The organism is Roseateles aquatilis, assembly GCF_002205645.1.
GTDB classification, from domain to species: Bacteria; Pseudomonadota; Gammaproteobacteria; order Burkholderiales; family Burkholderiaceae_C; genus Roseateles; species Roseateles aquatilis.
Map to the genome: position 1 here is coordinate 1 of NZ_NIOF01000018.1, position 19,030 is coordinate 19,030.

The 19,030-nt window shown below is 68.9% G+C and carries 16 protein-coding genes; 9 read left to right on the top strand and 7 right to left on the bottom strand.

Features of this window, described 5'->3' with window-relative positions; genetic code table 11:
- From CDN99_RS28800 to CDN99_RS24655, 9 genes are all read left to right on the top strand, one after another.
- The coding region (locus CDN99_RS28800; protein WP_202820318.1) for a hypothetical protein at positions 1-736 on the top strand (736 nt) is incomplete at its 5' end.
- Entirely contained in the window at positions 733-1,089 is a 357-nt protein-coding gene (locus CDN99_RS28475; RefSeq protein ID WP_141100975.1) for a hypothetical protein, read from the top strand. The genes CDN99_RS28800 and CDN99_RS28475, both read left to right, overlap by 4 nt.
- A 284-nt stretch (positions 1,090-1,373) precedes the next feature.
- Positions 1,374-1,922 (top strand): gluconokinase, encoded by a 549-nt coding sequence (locus CDN99_RS24625; RefSeq protein WP_238139693.1) that lies wholly within the window; start codon positions 1,374-1,376, stop codon positions 1,920-1,922.
- Positions 1,919-2,458, top strand: a complete 540-nt coding sequence (locus CDN99_RS24630; protein ID WP_088387802.1) for a TRAP transporter small permease — start codon at positions 1,919-1,921, stop codon at positions 2,456-2,458. Before CDN99_RS24625 ends, CDN99_RS24630 begins: the two co-directional genes overlap by 4 nt.
- Before the next feature lie 16 nt (positions 2,459-2,474).
- On the top strand, positions 2,475-3,767 hold the full coding sequence (locus tag CDN99_RS24635; protein ID WP_088387804.1) for a TRAP transporter large permease: 1,293 nt from the start codon (positions 2,475-2,477) through the stop codon (positions 3,765-3,767).
- Positions 3,768-3,825: 58 nt separating this feature from the next.
- Positions 3,826-4,854 (top strand): TRAP transporter substrate-binding protein, encoded by a 1,029-nt coding sequence (locus CDN99_RS24640; RefSeq protein WP_088387806.1) that lies wholly within the window; start codon positions 3,826-3,828, stop codon positions 4,852-4,854.
- Between the two features lie 196 nt (positions 4,855-5,050).
- The gene (locus tag CDN99_RS24645; protein ID WP_088387808.1) at positions 5,051-5,887 is read left to right on the top strand and encodes a substrate-binding periplasmic protein; all 837 of its coding nucleotides are present in this window, start codon (positions 5,051-5,053) and stop codon (positions 5,885-5,887) included.
- A 23-nt stretch (positions 5,888-5,910) separates the two neighbouring features.
- Positions 5,911-7,038: a patatin-like phospholipase family protein gene (locus CDN99_RS24650; protein WP_088387810.1), complete on the top strand. Its 1,128-nt coding sequence runs from the start codon at positions 5,911-5,913 to the stop codon at positions 7,036-7,038.
- A 284-nt stretch (positions 7,039-7,322) separates the two neighbouring features.
- The gene (locus tag CDN99_RS24655) at positions 7,323-7,952 is read left to right on the top strand and encodes a superoxide dismutase (RefSeq protein ID WP_088387812.1); all 630 of its coding nucleotides are present in this window, start codon (positions 7,323-7,325) and stop codon (positions 7,950-7,952) included.
- A 97-nt stretch (positions 7,953-8,049) separates the two neighbouring features.
- Here the strand turns inward: CDN99_RS24655 and CDN99_RS24660 are convergent, their stop codons facing one another.
- The 7 genes from CDN99_RS24660 to CDN99_RS24690 form a co-directional block, all read right to left on the bottom strand.
- Positions 8,050-8,523, bottom strand: a complete 474-nt coding sequence (locus CDN99_RS24660) for a sensor histidine kinase (RefSeq protein ID WP_088387814.1) — start codon at positions 8,521-8,523, stop codon at positions 8,050-8,052.
- Positions 8,496-9,161 carry an ATP-binding response regulator gene (locus CDN99_RS24665; protein WP_088387816.1) on the bottom strand — a complete coding sequence of 222 codons (666 nt, stop codon included), beginning with the start codon at positions 9,159-9,161 and terminating at the stop codon, positions 8,496-8,498. Before CDN99_RS24665 ends, CDN99_RS24660 begins: the two co-directional genes overlap by 28 nt.
- 71 nt (positions 9,162-9,232) lie before the next feature.
- Complete coding sequence (locus tag CDN99_RS29685) at positions 9,233-10,813, bottom strand: methyl-accepting chemotaxis protein (RefSeq protein ID WP_088387818.1); 1,581 nt, start codon at positions 10,811-10,813, stop codon at positions 9,233-9,235.
- A gap of 302 nt (positions 10,814-11,115) precedes the next feature.
- The gene (locus CDN99_RS24675; protein WP_088387820.1) at positions 11,116-12,123 is read right to left on the bottom strand and encodes a hypothetical protein; all 1,008 of its coding nucleotides are present in this window, start codon (positions 12,121-12,123) and stop codon (positions 11,116-11,118) included.
- Between the two features lie 70 nt (positions 12,124-12,193).
- Positions 12,194-12,940 (bottom strand): DUF5672 family protein, encoded by a 747-nt coding sequence (locus CDN99_RS24680; protein ID WP_088387822.1) that lies wholly within the window; start codon positions 12,938-12,940, stop codon positions 12,194-12,196.
- A gap of 1 nt (position 12,941) precedes the next feature.
- Positions 12,942-14,063 (bottom strand): glycosyltransferase, encoded by a 1,122-nt coding sequence (locus tag CDN99_RS24685; protein WP_141100976.1) that lies wholly within the window; start codon positions 14,061-14,063, stop codon positions 12,942-12,944.
- A gap of 437 nt (positions 14,064-14,500) precedes the next feature.
- Positions 14,501-19,009 carry an SPM autocatalytic domain-containing protein gene (locus tag CDN99_RS24690; RefSeq protein ID WP_088387826.1) on the bottom strand — a complete coding sequence of 1,503 codons (4,509 nt, stop codon included), beginning with the start codon at positions 19,007-19,009 and terminating at the stop codon, positions 14,501-14,503.
- Positions 19,010-19,030: the final 21 nt, after the last annotated feature.

Sequence of the window (19,030 nt, forward strand, 5' to 3'; positions counted from 1 at the left end):
TATGGGCGGCTGGGGCGAGAGCTCTTGGCAAGCCGTGGCGGTGCATGGGGTGGTGGGGTGTGTGACCTCGATGACCGGAGGTGGGAAATGCGGGCCTGGAATGTTGAGCGCAGGGTTCTCACAAGCTGCGATTGATTTCAAGAATGATCTCGGTGAGATGCTCGGCGGACGACTGATTGGTGGAGCGATCGCCAGCGCGGTCATCGGAGGTACGGCCTCGGTGTTGGGCGGTGGGAAATTCGCGAACGGTGCAGAAACGGCGGCCTTTGGTTATCTATTCAACTGTGCTCGACATGCTTCCTGTTGGAAAGTGCCCAACGATAAGGAAGCCAATTTCTATCGATATGGCACTCCTGCAAATGGTGAGGGTTCTTATGCCCAGGCCGGCGCTTTGGCTGTCATCTACAATCTGGATCACAATTGGGGTGAAATCGATCTCCGGCGCATCGGCATTGGAAATGTGAGCCTGGCCGACGATTCGGTGTTCCCTCCTCACAGCTCCCACCGCGACGGACTTCAGATCGATATTCGCCCGATCCGGATCGATGGAAAGGAAACTGGCGTCAGCTGGCAAAGTCCTCAGTACGACCGGGCGGCGACGCAGCGGATGGTGGATATCCTGAAGAATAATCCGGATGTGGTGAAAGTGTATTTCAACGACCCTAATATCAAGGGAGTTGCGCCCTTGAAAGGCCATGATGATCACCTCCATATTGAGGTAAGGAAAGGCAAATGAGGATTTCAAGCGTTCGCGTGGTGCTATCCTTCTTCACAATTTTTTGGTGTGGGATGGTGCCGGCTCAGGAATATAAGTCGTTGCAAGGCAGGTACGCTGTTTCAGGAGCCCATTTGGTCGATCCTATGCCTGGGGAGAAGCGCGATCGTGCGGTTTTCTTTATCGAAGGGCAAGCGGCAATTGATATGTACAACGGTATGTCGCAGAAGCCCGCCAAGGATCGCTGTGCCGCCGATCTGACTTCAAAAAGCGCCGGAAATCTTGTTTGCTCCAAGACAGACGATAATAAGTTTTTCTGCTCGTTTGCGGTAAGTATGAAAGATGGGCGAACACTGAATGGTCGAACCTGCTGAGAGGGATTGAGTTAAGGCGACTCACCCGATGCCAAAGTTGGCATGTGCCCTTGATGCTGCGCTACGGTTGACGGCTGCCTTCTGGGGCCGAGGTGGATGTGCATCAGCGTCCCCAAACTTCGCGTAATCCCTCTCCTGGTGCCCCGATGCACCACCTAAGATAGCGCTATCCCATCTTGGTGAGCCATCCCTGGATGGGCCTTCTCTCCAGTGACAAGGACCTGACGGCGACCTCGGATCTCCCGATCGCCGTCTCTTTTCAGAATTCGGGATAGCGCTATCCAATGACCCCCACCGCCGCCAACGCAGCATCCATTTCCGCCCGCGCCATCGTCGTGATGGGCGTGGCCGGTTGCGGCAAGACCAGCGTGGGCCAGGGGCTCGCGACGGCGCTCGGGTGGGTGTTCATCGAGGGCGACGCCCATCATTCGCCGGCCTCGATCGCCAAGATGCAGGCCGGTCAGGCGCTCACCGACGAGGACCGCTGGGGTTGGCTGGAACGGCTCGGGCAGATGCTCGCCGACCAGGCCCCAGTGGTGCTCAGTTGCTCGGCGCTCAAGCGCGCTTATCGCGACCGGTTGCGCCTGGCCTGTCCGGCGCTGCGCTTCGTGTTCATCGACATCGACAAGGCGCTCGCGCTCCAGCGCGTGGCCGATCGCGCCGATCGTCATTTCTTCTCGGCCAGCCTCGTCGACAGCCAGTTCACCACGCTTGAATCGCCGATCGGCGAGCCAGGCGTCGTGACCGTGCCGGCGACGCTGGCGCTATCGGCGCAGGTCGAGCGAGCGCTCGATCTGCTGACCCCGCGGAACAACCAGGAGACTCGACCATGACCGCCTCCGCGCAGGATCCCCAACCGACGAAACCGTCCTCGCAAGACCAACCGCGCTCCCGCTGGCAGACCGCCAGCGAGGCCGCGATGGCCTTGTGCCTGGGCGTGATGGCGTTGGCCGTCTTCATCAACGTCGTGCTGCGCTACGGCTTTGGCAGCGGCGTCGCGGCGAGCGAGGAACTCTCCCGCCTGCTGTTCGTGTGGATGGTCTTCATCGGCGCCACCGCCGCCTATCCGCGCGGCGAGCACATGGCCTTCACCAGCCTGCTGTTGCCGCTGCGTCGCAAGCCGCGCGCGCTGACGGCGATCACGGCGCTGATCCGCGTCTCGGTGATCGTCGCGGCCGGGCTGGTCGCGTGGGGCGCATGGCAGCAGGTGATCGTGGGCATGGACAGCAACTCCGTCGTGCTGGGCTACTCCAACGCGCTGCTGCCGTTGCCAGCGCTGCTGTCCTGCGTGGCGATCGCGGTGATGGCGCTGTGGGAGCTGGCGCGCAACAAGCCGCTCGATCTTGAGCACGAGTCGGACGTCGAGTGAGGGCAGGGCGGACATCATGAGCAACGAAGCACTTTCCTTCCTCGTCTTCTGCGGCGGCATGCTGCTGCTGATGGGCATCGGCATCCCGATGGCCTTCGCGCTGGTGCTGACCGGCGCCGGCATGGCCTGGGCGCTGGATTTCTGGGACACCCAGCTGCTGGCGCAGAACCTCGTCGCCGGCATCGACAGCTTCCCGCTGCTGGCCGTGCCCTTCTTCATCCTGGCCGGCGAGTTGATGAACGCCGGCGGCATCAGCCGCCGCATCATCCAGATGGCGCAGGCGTGGGTCGGGCACATCCGCGGCGGGCTGGGCTTCGTCGCGATCGGCGCCGCGGTGCTGATGGCCAGCATGAGCGGATCGGCCCTGGCCGACACGGCCGCGCTGGCCACCATCCTGCTGCCGATGATGCGCGCCCATGGCTACCCGATGGCGACCTCCGCCGGCCTGATCGCGTCGGGCGGCATCATCGCGCCGATCATCCCGCCGTCGATGCCGTTCGTGATCTATGGCGTCACGACCAACACCTCGATCTCGGCGCTGTTCATCTCCGGCATCGTGCCTGGGCTGTTCATGGGCCTGGGCCTGCTGATCGCGTGGAAGCTGCAGCTGCGCAAGATCGACCTGCCGCCCGGTCAGCCGCTGCCGATGGCCGATCGCCTCAAGGCCACCGCCAAGGCGTTCTGGGCGCTGCTGATGCCGATGATCATCATCGGCGGCATGAAGACCGGCGTCTTCACGCCGACCGAGGCCGCCGTCGTGGCCGCGTTCTACGCGCTGGTGGTGAGCTTCCTCGTCCATCGCGAGATGAGCCTGCGCGACCTGCACGGCGTGCTGGTGCGCGCGGCCAAGACGACCGCGATCGTGATGTTCCTGTGCGCCGGCGCGCAGGTCGCCAGCTACATGATCACCCTGGCCGACCTGCCCGGCGTGCTGAGCGGCTGGCTCGGCGGCCTGATCGAATCGCCGCGGCTGCTGATGGCGCTGATGATGGTGATCCTCGTGCTGATCGGCACCGCGCTCGACCTGACGCCGACGATCCTGATCTTCGCGCCGGTGATGCTGCCCATCGCCGTCAAGGCCGGCATCGACCCGGTGTACTTCGGCCTGATGTTCGTGCTCAACGGCGCGATCGGCCTGATCACGCCGCCGGTGGGCACGGTGCTGAACGTCGTGGCCGGTGTCGGCCGGATGTCGATGCACCAGGTCATCAAGGGCGTGAATCCGTTCCTGATCACCTATACGCTGATCCTCGTGCTGTTCACCGCGTTCCCGCAACTCGTCATCGCGCCGATGAAATGGATGCGCTGATCGGCGGCCTATCGGCCGACGCCCCAAGACCCCCGACAACGACCCAGGAGACACCCCCATGAAGACGCTCACCCTGTCCCGTCGCCTCGCCTTGATCGCCGCCGCCGCGCTGGCCGTGACTGCCACGACCTCGGCGCAGGCCGCCGACATCAAGCCGCGCCTGATCCGTTTCGGCTACGGGCTGGCGGAGAACAGCAACCAGGGCCGCGCGGTGAAGGTCTTCGCCGACGAGGTGCAGAAGCTCTCCGGCGGCAAGATGCGCGTGCGCGCGATCGGCGGCGCGGCGCTGGGGCCCGACACGCAGATGCAGCAGGCGCTGATCGGCGGCGCGCAGGAAATGATGGTGGGATCGACCGCGACGCTGGTCGGCATCGCCAAGGAAATGGCGCTGTGGGATACGCCCTTCCTCGTCAACAACGTGCGCGAGGCCGATGCGCTGCTCGACGGCCCGGTCGGCGACAAGGTCCGCGGCAAGCTGGCCGAGAAGGGCATGGTCGGCCTGGCCTACTGGGAAAACGGCTTCCGCAACCTGACCAACAGCAAGCACGCGGTCACGAAGCTCGAAGACCTCAACGGCATCAAGCTGCGCGTGATGCAGAACAACGTCTTCCTCGACAGCTTCAAGCAACTGGGCGCGAACGCGGTGCCGCTGCCGTATTCGGAGCTGTTCACCGCGCTGGAGACGAATGCCGTCGACGGCCAGGAGAACCCGTACAACACCATCCTGTCGGCCAAGTTCTACGAGGTCCAGAAGTACCTGACCGTGACCAACCACGTCTACAGCCCGTGGATCGTGACCGTCAGCCGCAAGTTCTGGGACGGCCTGTCCAAGGACGAGCAGGCCGTGCTGCAGCAGGCCGCGATCAAGAGCCGCGACTTCGAGCGCAAGGACACGCGCGATGAAGCCGCGAAGGCGCTGGCCGAGCTCAAGACCAAGGGCATGCAGGTCAACGAGCTCAGCGCCGCCGAGGCCGCGCGGATGCGGGACAAGCTGACCCGCGTGAACGCGGGCATCGCGACGCAGGTGGGCATGGACCTGTGGAACGAGACCCAGGGGCAACTGGCGAAGCTGCGCGCGGGCAAGTGAACGCGGGACGGGCGCGCCGCCGCTGTCCGCTCGGCGACACGCCCGCTCGGTGTTTTCCCGGCCCGGCTCCGCGCACGAATGCGCGTCCCGACCGTCGCGTCCTGCCAAAACGAAACGTCACCAACCGTAACCACCGCCTATCATCGTTCGAGCCCCTTCCTTCAAGTTCCCTTCAAGAGCCCTTGGCGGATCACGGATGCATCGACGACACCTGGCCCTGCTGGGTCTGGCCTGGCTGAGCGGCGCGCGCGCCGCGGGCCGCGCCGCCTTGCCCCCTCCCGCGCCCTCGGCGCCGCTGCCGGCGATCGCGCCGGGCATGGGGCCGTCCGCGGGCTTCGGGTCGTCGACTGCGTCGCTGCGCCTGTTGAGCGAAGAATTCCCCCCGGTGAATTTCACCGAGGGCGGTCTTGCGCGGGGCCTGGCCGTGGACATCGTGCAGGCGATTCAGCAGCGGCTGGGCCAGGCGCTGCCGATCGAGTTCATGCCCTGGGCGCGCGCGTTCCGCGAGGCGCAGGAGGGGCCGCCCGCCGCGCTTTTTTCCGCCGCGCGGATCCCCGAGCGCGAGAAGCTCTTCCATTGGGTCGGGCCGATCGTGACCTTCCAGAGCACCTTCTACGCGCGCGCCGGCAGCCGCATCCGGCTGCGCTCGCTGGCCGCGGCCAGGCAGATCTCCAAGGTGCTGGTCGTGCGTGACTGGTACACGCTGGCGCAGTTGCAATCGGCGGGCTTCCGCAACCTGCAGCAGATCAGCGATCCGGTACAGGGCGTGCGCATGCTGGCGGCGGGCCGGGCACCGCTGTTCGCGGCGGAGAAGCTGACGATGCCGAGCACGCTGGCGCAGGCGGGCCTGCCGGCGGACGCGCTGGAGGAAGTCTTCAGCTTCGCCAGCACGGCGGGCTATATTGCCTTCTCCCGGAACACACCGCCCGGCACCGTGGCGGCGTGGCAGGCGCAGCTCAACGAGCTCAAGCGCGACGGCAGCTTTCAGGCGATTCACAAGCGCTGGCTGCCGAACGACGCGCCACCGCGCTGACCACCATCGCCGGCACGCACCTCATGCCGACTCCCGCCCGACCGCTCCGCAAGAATCCCGCTCCCTCGCTGGACGAATCGGCCGCTGCTGGTGGGCTGCGGTCCATCGACCTCGCCCTGCAGGGTGGCGGCTCCCACGGCGCCTTCACCTGGGGCGTGCTGGACGCGCTGCTGGAGGACGGCACGCTGCTTTTCGACGGTGTCTCCGGCACCAGCGCCGGCGCGATGAACGCGGCGGTGATGGCGACGGGCTTCGCGCAGGGCGGGGCGCTCGGGGCGCGGCAGGCGATGTCGCGGTTCTGGCAGGACGTGTCGGGCGTGCCGGCGTGTTTCGACGCCGTCGGCCGCACGGCCGCGCCCGGCGCACCTCCGCGGCCCGAGATGCCGGCCTGGTTCTACAACCGCAGCGCCTGGCCCGGCTACGCCGCCTGGGAAGCCTGGCTGCGGCTGTGGAGCCCGTACGAGCTCAACCCGTTCAACCTCGATCCGCTGCGCGACATCGTCCGGCGGCACGTCGACATCGACGCCATCCGCAAGGGGCCGATCAAGGTCTTCGTCACCGCGACCTCGGTGCGCACCGGCCAGCCGCGCGTGTTCAGCGGCGACGACCTGAGCATCGAGGCGTTGATGGCCTCGGCCTGCCTGCCGCAAAGCGCGCAGACGGTGGTGATCGACGGCGAGCCGTTCTGGGACGGCGGCTTCTCCGGCAACCCCGCGCTGTGGCCGCTGGTCTACGGCACGCGGTCGGACGATGTGCTGCTGATTCAGATCAATCCGCGCGAGCACGCCGGCATCCCGCGCACGGCCGCCGAAATCGACGATCGCATCAACGAGATCACTTTCAACGCCAGCCTGGTCGCGGAGATGCGCGCGATCTTCTTCGTGCAGCGGCTGCTGCGCGACCGGCGCATCGATCCGACGCATTACAAGCAGATGCGGCTGCACCGCGTGGCCGACGAGGACGGCCTGGCGCCGTTCGGCGCGTCGAGCAAGCTCAACACCGATCCCGGGCTGCTGACGGCGCTCTTCGCGCTCGGGCGCACCGCGGCGCAGAAGTGGCTGGTGACCTGCGCCGGCAAGGTCGGGCGTGAGAGCTCGCTGGACATCGGCGAGGTGTTCCTGGCGAATCGGGTCAAGGGCGCCAAGACCTAGGGATCCTGGCCCTGGCCTGCAGGGACGTGAGCGTCCAGGCGCGAAGTCCGGCGCAACACCTGACCCCATGCGGCGCGCCGTGTGCCGTCGCCCGGTCCCAGGCTCGCGCAAGTCCATCGGGGGCGAAGGCCTACTCGGCGCGCGGCTTGGGCGGGGCGGGGCTTGCGATGAGAATCGGAGCCCCTGTTCCCCGTCCCACGCACCAGCGACCCTTGGGGGGGAGGTCTGCTCATGCAGGCATTCCTTCGGCAGCACGACGCGGTGGGCTCCACCTGGAGTCGTGCATGTCCCATTCCCTTCCTCCGTTGCCCTACGCCTTCGACGCGCTCGAACCCCACATCGACGCGCGGACGATGGAGATCCATCACGCGAAGCATCATCAAACTTACGTCAACGGCTTGAACGCGGCCGTCGACGGCACGGCCTTCGCGCACTTGCCGGTCGAGGCGCTGATCGCGCGCCTGGACGAACTGCCCGCTGCGCTGCGGGGCCCGGTGCGCAACCATGGCGGCGGTCACGCCAATCACAGCCTGTTCTGGACCGTGATGGCGCCCGCCGGGCAGGGCGGCGGAGGATCGCCGGGCGGCGCGCTGGCTGCGGCGATCGATCGCGACCTGGGCGGCCAGGCCGCCTTCCAGGACGCCTTCACCAAGGCCGCGCTGACGCGTTTCGGCAGCGGCTGGGCGTGGCTGGTGGTCGGCGCCGACGGCAAGCTCGCGGTGGAGAGCAGCGCCAATCAGGACAGCCCGCTGATGCCCGGCGTCGGCTCGGGCGCCACGCCCATCCTCGGCCTGGACGTCTGGGAGCACGCCTACTACCTGCGGTACCAGAACCGCCGGCCCGAGTACGTCGCGGCGTTCTACCAGGTCGTGAACTGGACCGAGGTGGCGCGGCGCTTCGACGCGGCGCGCTGACGGACGACCCCGCCGGCATCGATGTCGATGGCGGTTCGTGTTGGCGTTGGCGGTGGCGGCGCGAGGACTGCCCGCGCGCCTGTGCCGGTCCCGGACCTCAGCACGGCAGCAGCACCAGGAAATGCGTGCCGGTCGCGTCGCTCCGCACGGAGATGTTGCCGCCGTGCGCGTCGACGATCTGGCGGCAGATGAAGAGGCCGAGCCCGAGGTTGGTGCCGCGTCGCTGAACGTCGGCGTCGCCGCGGGTCATCGGCTCGAAGATCTGCGACAGCACGTCCGCCGGGATTGGATCCCCGGCGTTCTCGATGCGCAGGCGCGCGTTGCCGTCGGACTCGTCCAGGACGACCTGGATGGCCTGCTCCGGGTCGCCGTACTGCACCGCGTTGCGCAGCAGGTTCATGACGAGGCGGCTGAGCTTGGCGCGGTCCCATTGCCCGACCGTGTTGGCGCCGTCCTTGAGGACGATGCGCGCGGACGGGCTGGCGGCCTCGATCTCGTCGACGACGGCCGTGACCACCGCGCCCAGGCTGACCGGCTCGCGGCTCAGCGACAGGCCGCTGCCCAGGCGCACGCGGGCGTAGTCGTGTCTTCGAGCATCTGCTTCATGCGGTCGCCCGACGACAGGATGCGCGAGGCGATCCGCAGCGCGGTGGGGGACGACTCCTCGGTGCGCACCATCAGCGTGGCGCTCATGAGGATGGCGTCGAGCGGGCCGCGCAGGTCATGCCCCAGCACGGCGAGGAACAGGTCGCGCGCCTTGTCCTCCTGGCGCCGCGTGTCGTCCAGCTGATCGGCCAGGCGGCGCAGGCGCTCGCGGTTGCGCAGCAGCGCGTCGAGGTTGGCGATCAGCAGTTGCTCGTCGACGGGTTTGGTCAGGTAGGCGTCGGCGCCGGAGCGCAGCCCGGCCACCTTGTCGGCATCGCGGGTGAAGATGCCCGAGCACTGCAGGATCGGCAGGTCCAGATGGCCGTCGAGCGAGCGCAGCCGCTCGCAGACGTCGAGCCCGCTCATGCCCGGGAGGTGGACGTCCAGCACCACGGCGTGCGCCGCGTCGACCAGCGCGATCGCCTCCTCGCCGGTGGCGGCCTCGCGGGTTTGGAAGCCAGCATGACGCAGGTGTTTCGCGGTGGCGTAGCGGCTGGCCTCGTCGTCGTCGACGACCAGGATGGTGTGACGGGAACGATCGACGAGGGCGGAGGAGGGGTGCATGGGTGGCAGATTCTAGGCGCGCCGTCACCCGCGCGTGCACGCCCGCGCCAGCGCCCGCGTCGTGCTCCTCGTCACGCCAGCGACATGCCGCCTTCACGCACCTTGAAGCGCGCGATCGCGTCCGTCAGCGCATGGGCCTGCTGGCGCAGGCTCTCCGCCGCCGCCGCGCTCTGCTCCACCAGCGCCGCGTTCTGCTGCGTGCCGCGGTCGATCGCCGCCACCGCCTCGTTGACCTGCACGATGCCGGTGCTCTGCTGCTCGGTCGACGCGTTGATCTCGCCCATCAGGTCGGTCACCTTGCGGACCTGCGTCATGATCTCGCCCATCGTGCGGCCGGCCTCCTGCACCAGCTGACCGCCGGCGTCGACCTTCTGCACGCTGTCCGAGATCAGCGTCTTGATCTCCTTGGCCGCCTGCGCCGAGCGCTGCGCCAGCGCGCGCACCTCGCCGGCCACGACCGCGAAGCCGCGGCCCTGCTCGCCGGCGCGGGCCGCCTCGACGGCCGCGTTCAGCGCCAGGATGTTGGTCTGGAACGCGATGCCGTCGATCACGCCGATGATGTCGTTGATGCGCTTGCTGGAGCCGTTGATCTGCTCCATGGTCGAGATCACGCGGCTCACCACCTCGCCGCCCTGGCCCGCCACCTGGGCGGCGGCATCGGCCAGGCCGGTCGCCTTGCGTGAGGACTCGGTGTTGACCTGCACCGTGGCCGTCATCTGCGCCATCGAGGAGGCCGTCTCCTGCAGCGCGCTGGCCTGCGTCTCCGTCCGCATGGACAGGTCCTGATTGCCGGTGGCGATCTGCGTGGACGCCGTGGCGATGCCGTCGGCGGCCTGGCGCACGCTGGAGACCATCGTCGACAGGTTGCCGCTCATCGACTTGAGCGCGCCCAGCAGCTGGCTCAACTCGTCGCGGCCGGCCACGTCGATGTCGTCGCGCAGGTCGCCGTCGGCCACCGACTGCGCCACCTGGATCGCGCGATTCAGCGGACGGGTCACCGCCCGGCTGATCAACCAGCCCAGCAGGCCGGCCACGCCGGCCGACAGCAGCGCCGTCACGATCAGCAGCATGCGGTCGTCGCCGAAGCGCTGGGCCGCGGCCACCGTCTCCGCGGCGGAGCGGTCGTCCTCGTAGCGGATGAAATCACCGGTCACCGCCAGCAGCGAGGCCAGCAGCGGCCGGCATTCGCTGTTCATCTTGTTGACGGCCTCGTCACGCTTGCCCTCGTTGGCCAGGCCGACGATCGCCAGCGCCACCTGACCGTACTGTTCCTCGACGGCGGCGACCTTCTCGAACAGCACCTTGTCCTGCGCCGTCGCGTCCAGGCCGCCGCCGATGTCGTCCTTCAGCTTCGCGAGCGACTGCTTGACGGCCTCGTGCGACTTGTTGACCGCGTCCAGCTCCATCGCGCGGTCCTGCGGCGTCGTCACCAGCACCAGGTTGCGCGCCGCGATGGCCCGCGACTTCGCCGCCGATTGCAGCGCGATCACCAGGCGCTCCCGCTTGGCCACGCCGTTGAGGTACTCCTCGAAGCGGGCGTTGGAGTGGTCCAGCCAGTACAGCGCGGCGCCGGACACCGCGATGACGATCAGCGCCATGACGCCGAAGCCCAGCCATAGCTTGGTCTTGACCTTGAAGGACGAGAAGTTCATTTGGTTTTCCCCCTGACGTGCACCGTCGGCGGTACGCCGCGGCTGTCACGAACTATGGGCGCCATCGGGGCGAATATCAATGTGATGGCGGGATATCCGGTTCCGTGCGGTTCTACCGATCCTCGTGTAGTCGATTGACCTACAAGGCGGCGACCAGGCGGGCGCCGTCGGCCGCGATCGACGGCGATCGCCGCGGCGCCGCGGGCTCGGTCCGAAAGCGCGACGCCCGGCTCAAGGCCGGGCGTCGGGAGGGAAACCAGCGGGAAAGGCGCGACAGGCGGCCCCGGCGACGCGGCGTCAGGTCATGCGCCGAAGGCGTGCGCCAGGCCGGCGACCTCGCGCTCGAAGATCATCCGCTCGCGCAGCACCGCCTGCTGGGCGGGGCGCGACAGCTCCAGATACAGCGCGTGCCGACGCATCAGCTCGTTGGCGCCGGCGAAGACCTGGTCCACCTGGTCCGGCTTGAAGTAGCACTCGTCCGGCAGTGCGTAGTCGCGGGCCGCGCCGACGTCCAGGGCGAAGACGCAGCAGTCGCGCATCAGCGCCTCGCGCGCCAGCCGGTCCTTGCCGGGGAAGGTGCCCAGGTCGATGAACAGCTGGCTGCGGTCCAGCGCGTCGTAGACCTGCGCCCGCGTCATGCCGCGGATCAGGTGCACCTTGCAGCCGATCTCGCGCTCCAGCCGCGCCGCGATGGCGCCGACGTCGTAGACGACCTTGTGGTTGGCGTTGAGCGCGATGTCGGTCTTGGCGGCGATGTCGAAGGCGGGCGCGCCGTCCGTGGGCTCCGGCTTGCCGGGCGTGTAGTCCGACAGCGGCAGCGTCCGCGTGCAGCCCAGCGCGCGGATGACGCCGTGCGCGTAGCCCGACTGGTAGGTGTGCAGCACCCGCTCGCTGCGCAGCAGGTTGAGGTTGATCTTGTTGACCGACAGGTACTCGAAGGCGTTGTCGATGCTCAGCCACCAGACCATCGGCGTGCAGGGCTGGAAGTAGCGCAGCCAGTGCACATAGGTCTCCGCCAGCACCACGCAGGTGTCCGGCGTCATGGCGATCTCCTCGGCCAGGCGGACCTGGTACTTGGCGTAGTCGGCCACGGTGTTGGGCCGCGGCTGCAGCTTCAGCGCGGTGCCGGCGGTCAGGCCGTTGCGGCGGAAGAGGTCGTCGACCGCCGGCAGGTCGGTCGGCAGCACGTACCAGACGCGCGCGTCGTGGCCCTGGCGGATCAGCGAGTCGGACAGCTGGTGCAGCGCCTCCGGGCCGCCGGTCTGCACGCCGTGGGGGATCAGGATGACGATTTGCTTCTTGGCGTTCATCGCGGGCTTTCGGAGGAGTCTCGGGTCGTTCTTGCGAGGGGCGCCCGGCGGGTTTGCGCGGGCGCGGCGATCAGCCCAGCGCCGCCAGGCGTTCCTGCAGCCGCTGGGCCGCGGCCGGGGCGACCGCCTGCAGGCCGGGCAGCAGGTAGCCGCTGCGGGTCTTGACGACGCGGTCGGACAGGTGGTCGATCAGGAAGTCCGGCATCTCGCGATAGACATTGGGCAGATGGAAGATGCCGTGGAAGCCGAAGGTCGGGTAGGGCACCGCCGGGAACTCGACCGAGAAGTGCGAGGCGATCGCCTTCGGCGCGAAGCGGCAGTGGGCGCGTTCCAGCGTCTCGCGCATGGTGCGGCAGATGAAGAGGTCCTCGGCCTCGGTCGGGTCGTCGTAGTCCAGCTGCGCGACCGCGTGCACCAGCCGCTTGGAGCGCCACGAGAAACCGCCGTTGCCGACGTCGTTGCGCTCGTAGTTGGGCCACGGCGCGCCGATGTAGTCGTAGTGCAGGAAGTGCGGCGAGAACTGGTCGGCGTTGAGCACGAAGCCGTCGTACTGGATCACCAGCACGAAGTCGGCGCTCAGGTGCTTGGCCAGCTCGCGGGTGATGAGCAGGTTGTATTCGGTGATCGAGCGCAGCGTCGGCACCGGGATCACCGGCAGGCCGGGCCACAGCTCGGGCCGGTCGGAGTAGATCAGCACCTGGCTGAAGGGCAGGCCCTGCTGCTCCATCGCGCGCATGCTGTGCAGCAGCGCCTGGCGCGCCAGGACGTGCAGGTCGGTGTCGACGATGGCGACGGCGAGGCTGGGCTTGGCGCTCATGTCACATCAGGTCCAGCAGTTGTTTCGTCACCGTCGCCCAGGAGAAGCGCTGCGCCAGCCGCTGCCGGGCTGTCTCGCGGCGCGGCGCGGGCGTGAGCCGCTGCTCGACGACCTGCAGCATCGCCTCGCGCAGGTCGTCCAGGTCGGGGACCACGAAGGCGCCGACCGGCTGCGGCGAATCGGCGTCGGTGCCGGGGCGGCTGTGCAGGCGGTGGCAGAGTTCGGGCGGCGTGAAGTCGTCGGTGGCGCCGCCGCCGGTGACGATGGCGTGCGTGCCGCAGCCCATCGCCTCCAGCACCGGCAGGTTGAAGCCTTCGGCGCGGTAGGGCGAGACGTAGGCGTCGGACAGCGCGTACAGCGAGCGCAACTGCGGCAGGTTCAGGCTGGTGGACAGCACCGAGATCCCGTCCCGCACCTGCGACGAGTTCAACTGCGGCGCCCGCGCCGCCATCTCCGCGAAGACGCGCTCGACACCGATGCCGTACAGGCCCTGGTGGTCCTTGAGGATCAGCCGCACCGGCAGGCCCTGCAGGCGCAGCTCGGCGAAGGCCAGCAGGATCAGGTCGATGCCCTTGTTCCAGGTCGCGACACCGACGTTGGTGAAGACGGTCTCGTGCGGCTGCATGCCCAGCGCCGCGCGGGCGGCCTGGCGCTGCTCGGGCGTCATCGGGAAGAAGGTGTCGGTCTTGTAGCCGTGCGGCACGACCAGCACCTTGTCGGCGTCGAAGCCGTAGTCCACCAGCCGCGCCTTGGACCAGCGGGTCGGCGTCACGACGATGTCATCGCCCTGCGTCAGCGCGGACGGCGCCATCTCCGGCGGATCGAAGCTCTTGCCGGACAGGCCGAACTCGGTGACGACGAAGGTCGCGTTGCGGCGCGCGGCGGCGGGGTCGCCCAGGCGCACCGGCGAGGCGATGCGCAGCCGCACGTCCATCACCCGGTCGCCGGGATCGGGCAGGCCGTCGATGATGGCCCGCTCCTCGGGCGCGAAGCCGGAGTCCAGCTTGCTCTTGTCCCAATGGGGCATGAAGAAGGGGGCGTCGCGGTGGAACAGCTCGAACCGCAGGTCCTTCACCATCTCCAGGATCTGGTTCTGGTTGACCATCGCGATGGAGTGATTCACCCCCCGCCAGCCCTCGATGCACAGTGTTTTCAACGCGAGATCCCCTTCGGACGGTCAGGCCGAGCGCCTCCACAGGGGCGGCCGTCCCATCGATCGTTGGACGATTGTGTCGCGCCGCGGATCGCTCCCATGCCCGGATAAGAGGGATAGCGGGCGGCCAACTTCGCGCCGGAGGCGTGTCCGCACGGACCCGCCCGCGGGCCGACCGCCGCGCGAGCCGTGGTCGGTCGGCACGCGTGGCATGTCGGCGTCGACGCGGGGGGGGGCGCCCGGCGTCAAGATCCCCAGCGTCGATCCCGACGGGCCGGTCTGAATGCCAGGCGCACGATCCTGGCGGAAACAGCCGGGGTCATCCGGGCGCGGCGGCGGGACGCTCGTGTGGAAGCCCTGCCTGGCGGGCTGAGGGGCGGCCTGTCGGGCGGGAGGCCTGGCCGTGGCTAGAGCAGCGGTGTCGCGCCGTCCTCTTCCAGCCGCCTGGCCGTGGCGTGCACGGCCGCCATCGCGGCGTGGTGGACGGCCAGGGCGGTCTCGTCCGGCGGGGTCGTCGTCGTGGAGGCGGATGAGGTCGAGACCGTGCTGGCCGCCGCCGCGGCGGTGTGCGCCGCATCGGAGAGCAGGGCGGTCGTGGCCACCGCCGGCGCGGCGAGCAGGTCCTCGGCGACGATGGCCGCCTTGGCGTGCGGGGACCCGTCGGCCGTGGCATCCGTCGTCTTGGCGAACCAGACGTCGCCCATCTGGTGCGCCACGCCATCGGCCGTCTTGTAGCCGGAGATCAGGCCGATCAGGTTGCCGTTGTCGATCGTCGATCCGGCCTTGGCGTTCAGGTCCAGTTCGACGATGCCCAGCTCGGCCAGCGTCTTGAGCTCGCCGGCGTCGGTCTTGCCGTTGCCGTTGGCGTCGGCCCAGATCCGCAACTGGCCGAAGCCGGCGTCGGCGGCGTTCAGCACGTGGTCATGGTTGGTGTCCATCGCCGCCATCGCCTCGTAGCCGTTGGCGGCATGCTTGCCGTTCGCCAGGATCGTGCCGGAGCCGAAGAGTTCCGCGCCCGAGTTGATCTGGCCGTCCCCGTTCAGGTCGCGCGCCAGCAGGCCGTTGCCCTGCGCCATCCAGCCCCATTGCTGGCTGTTGCCGGTGTTGTTGAGGTCGAAGCTGACGCCGTGCGCCGCCGAGACCGTGCCCAGTCCCGTGCCGTCGAGGTTCAGCATGATGGGCGTGGCCAGGAACAGCGCGTCGAGCTGCTTGCCGCTCATCGCGTGCAGCGCGTCGGTGCTGAAGGCCAGCACCTGATCCATGTTCAGCGCCGCCAGGTCGCGGGTCTCGAAGCCGACGACCGCGTCGCTGCCGATGGCGTGGATCTGGTCCACGGTCAGCGCCCGGGCCTGGTCGCGGCTCAAGGCGGCCAGCTCGTCGCTGGACATCGTCGAGAAGCCCTCGGAGGAGATCGCCGCCAGTTGCTGCGTCGTCAGCGCCATCACCTGGTTGCTGTCCAGCGCGGCGATCGCGGCGGAGTTCATCGCGGCCAGCGCCTCGCTGTGCAGGGCGTGCAGCACCTGCGTGCTCAGGCCGTGTACCTGGTCCGAGCCCAGGCTGGCGAAGACGTCGGTGGAGAGCGCGTTCAGCGTCGCCGTGCCCAGCGCCCGGAAGGCGCCGGAGGTCAGCGCCGCGAAGTCGTCGGTGCCGAAGCCGGCCAGTTGCGATTGCGTCATCTCGACCAGCTGCGTGCTGGTCATCGCATGGACCTGGTCGGTGGACAGGGCGGCGAAGTCGCCGGCGTCCATGACCCGGATCGCCCGGCCCGGCAGCAGCGCGATGTCCTGCGAGTCGAGCGCCGCGATCTGGTCGCTGGTCCAGGCCAGCACCTGCACGTTGGTCAGGCCCAGCACCTGGCCGGTGCTCAGCGCCTGGATCTGGTCGGTATGCATCGCCGCGGCCTGCTGGAAGGTCAGCGCGCCGACCTGGTCCGGCCGCAGCGAGGCGATCTGGTCCAGGCTGAGCTCCCCGATCTGGTCGGTGCCCAACGCCCGCAGCGCGGTCGAGTGCAGCACGGCGAGGTCCTGCGTCTCGATCGCCGCGATGTGGGCCGAGTCCAGCGCCGCCAGCTGCGACGAGCGCAGCGCCGCGAACTGCGAGGTCGTGAAGGCCGCCAGCGCGTCCGTCGACAGGGCCGCGATCTGCAGCGAGTTCAGCGCCGCGACCTGGCGGGCCGACAGCGCCGCGATCTGGCCCAGGTCCAGCGAGCCGAACTGGTCGCTGCTCAGGCCCAGCAAGGCCTGCGTGCCGAGGCTGGCGACCTGGGCGGTGCTCAGGAAATCGATCTGGCCGGCGGTCAGGCCCATCAACTGCGTGGACGTCAGCACGGCCAGTTGGGCGTTGCTCATCGCGGCGATGGCGTCGCCGCTCAGCACGCCCAGTTGCGCCGAGCTCAGGCCCAGCAGCGCCCGGGTGCTCAGCCCGACGACGTCCTGCGCCTCCAGGTTGGCCACCTGGCTGATGCTGAACGCCGCCACCTGCCGGGACGAGAACACCGCGAACTGGGTCGAGTCCAGCGCGTTCAGGTCGGCCTGCGTCAGCCCGGCCAGTTGCGCGGTCGTCAGCGAGGCGACCTGGTTGGTGCGCATCGCCGCGAACTGCTCGGGCACCAGCGCGTTCAACTGGTCGGTGGTGAGGGTCTGCAGTGCCTGCGGCGTCAGGCCGCGCAGGCCGTCGGTGGACAGGGCGTCGATCTGCGCCGGCGTCAGCGCCGCGATCTGCGCGGTGCCCAGCAGCGAGGTCTGGCCGCTGCCGAGCGCGCCGACCTGTTCCCGGCTCAGCTCGTGGATCTGGGCCGTCGACAGGGCGGTCAGGTAGATCGGACGCACCGCGGCCAGCAGCTCCGGCGCCAGCGCGCCGATCTCGTCGGTGGAGATCGCGGCCAGCTGGAACGAGCTCAACGCCGCGAAGTGCGCCGTGCCCAGCGCGTTGAAGTCGTCCCGGTTGAGGGTGCGGATCTGCGCGGTGCTCAGCGCCGCCAGCTGGCCGTCGCGCAGCGACGTGAGGCCGGTCGGGCCGAGCGCGTCCAGTTGCGCCGCGGACAGGCCGCGGATCGCCAGCGTGCTGATCGCCTGCAGCGCGTCGGTGCTCAGCGCCTGCAACTGGTTGGCGGTCAGGGCGCCGACCTGGCCGGCGTTCAAGGCATAGGCCTGGGCGGTGCTGATCGCGCCGACCAGCGTCAGGTCCAGCGCCTGGATCTGCGCGCTGCTCAGCGAGCGGATCACCGTCGCCGACAGGGCGCCGAAATCCTCGGTCTGCAGCTGCGCGACCTGGTCGGTCGTCAGCCCGCGGAACTGCGCCGAGCTGAAGGCGGAGAACTGCGCCGTCGTCAGCGTGTTGAGGTCCTGCGGCGACAGCGCGGCCAGTTGCGCGGTGGTCAGCGCGCGGACCTGGTTGCTGGTCAGCGCCACCAGTTGGTCCGAGCTCAGCACGTCCAGTTGCGCCGCCGACAGCGTCGCGATCACACGCGTCGACAGCGCCTGGATCGCGGCGGTGCTGAGCGCGGCGAGCTGCTCGTTGCTCAGGTCACGCAATTGAAGCGTCGTCAGCGCGCCGGCCTGCGCGCCGCCCAGCACGGCGATCTGGCTGGAATCCAGCGCGGCCATCTGCGCTGGCGTCAGGCCGCGCAGCGCGTTGCTGTTCAGCGCGAAAAGGTCGTCGGTGCTCAGCGAGTGGAACTGGTCCGGCGTCAACGCACGCAGTTGTCCGGAGGTGAGCGCCGCCATCTGCGCGGTCGAGAACGCTGCGAGGTCGTCGGTGCCGAAGGCCGCCAACTGGCGCGTCGTGAGCGCCGCGACCTGCAGGGTCTTCAGCGCGCCGAGCTGCTCGGCGCTCAGCGCCGCCAGGACTTCGGGCTTCAGGCCGACCAGCGCGGTGCTGCTCAGCGAGCGCAACTCGTCGGTGCTGAAGGACGGCAGCTGCGCGCTGCCGATGCCGATCAGCTGGGTGGACGTCAGGCTGGCCACCTGCGTCGAGGTCAGCGCGTCGAGCTGGTCGGAGCTGAGCGCCGACAGCTGCTGGGAGTTCAGCGCGCGCAGGCCTTTGGTCCCGATCATGGCCAGGTCCTCGCCCTCCAGGGCGGCCACCTGCGCGGTGCTCAGGGACTTGATCTGCAGCGTGTTCAACGCCGCGGCCTGCTCGGTCGTCAGCGCGGCCAGGGAGTCGGTGCCCAGCGTGCGGAACTGCTGGCTGGTCAGCGCGGCGACCTGGCTGCTGTCCAGCGCCTGCACGGCGTCGGAGCTCAGGTGCGACACGGCCGCGGTGCTCAGCCCCCGGATCGCGTTGGTGGACAGCGCATGCAGCGCCTCGGTATGCAGGCTGGCGAGCTGGTCGCCGGTCAGGCCCTTGCTCTGGCTGCCGCGCAGGGCGGCGAGCTGCTCGGTGCTGAAGGCGTTGAGCTGGTCCGAGCTCAGCGCGCCGATCTGCACGGTGTTCAGCACCTGCATCGCGACGGTGCTGAGCACGCCGACCTCGTCGGTCGACAGCAGCCCGATCTGCTGGCTGCCCAGCCCGCGCACCTGCGTCGAGGACAGCGCGCCGATCTGGTTGCTGTCCAGCGCGCTGAACTGTCCGCTGTCCATGCGGCGCAGCCGGTCCACCGTCAGCGCGGGGATCTGCGTCGTGGTCAGCGCGTGGATCTGGTCCGAGGTCAGCGCCGCCAGCGACGCCGTGGTCAGCGTCCGCAGCGCGCCGGTGTTGATCGCCTGGACATCGGTCAGCTCCATCGCCGACAACTGCCCGGACGCCAGGGCGTTGAGCTGGCGCGCCGTCAGCGCGCTCACCTGCACCGGCGTCAACGCCACCACCTGCGCGGCGGTCAGCAACGCCCACTCCGGCCCCGTCAGCGTCGCGAGCTGGGCGGTGGTGAGCGCGGCGATCTGCTCGGGAGTGAGCGATCCGACGTCGAAAGTGGCCATGCGTGAATGCGCGAATGCCGG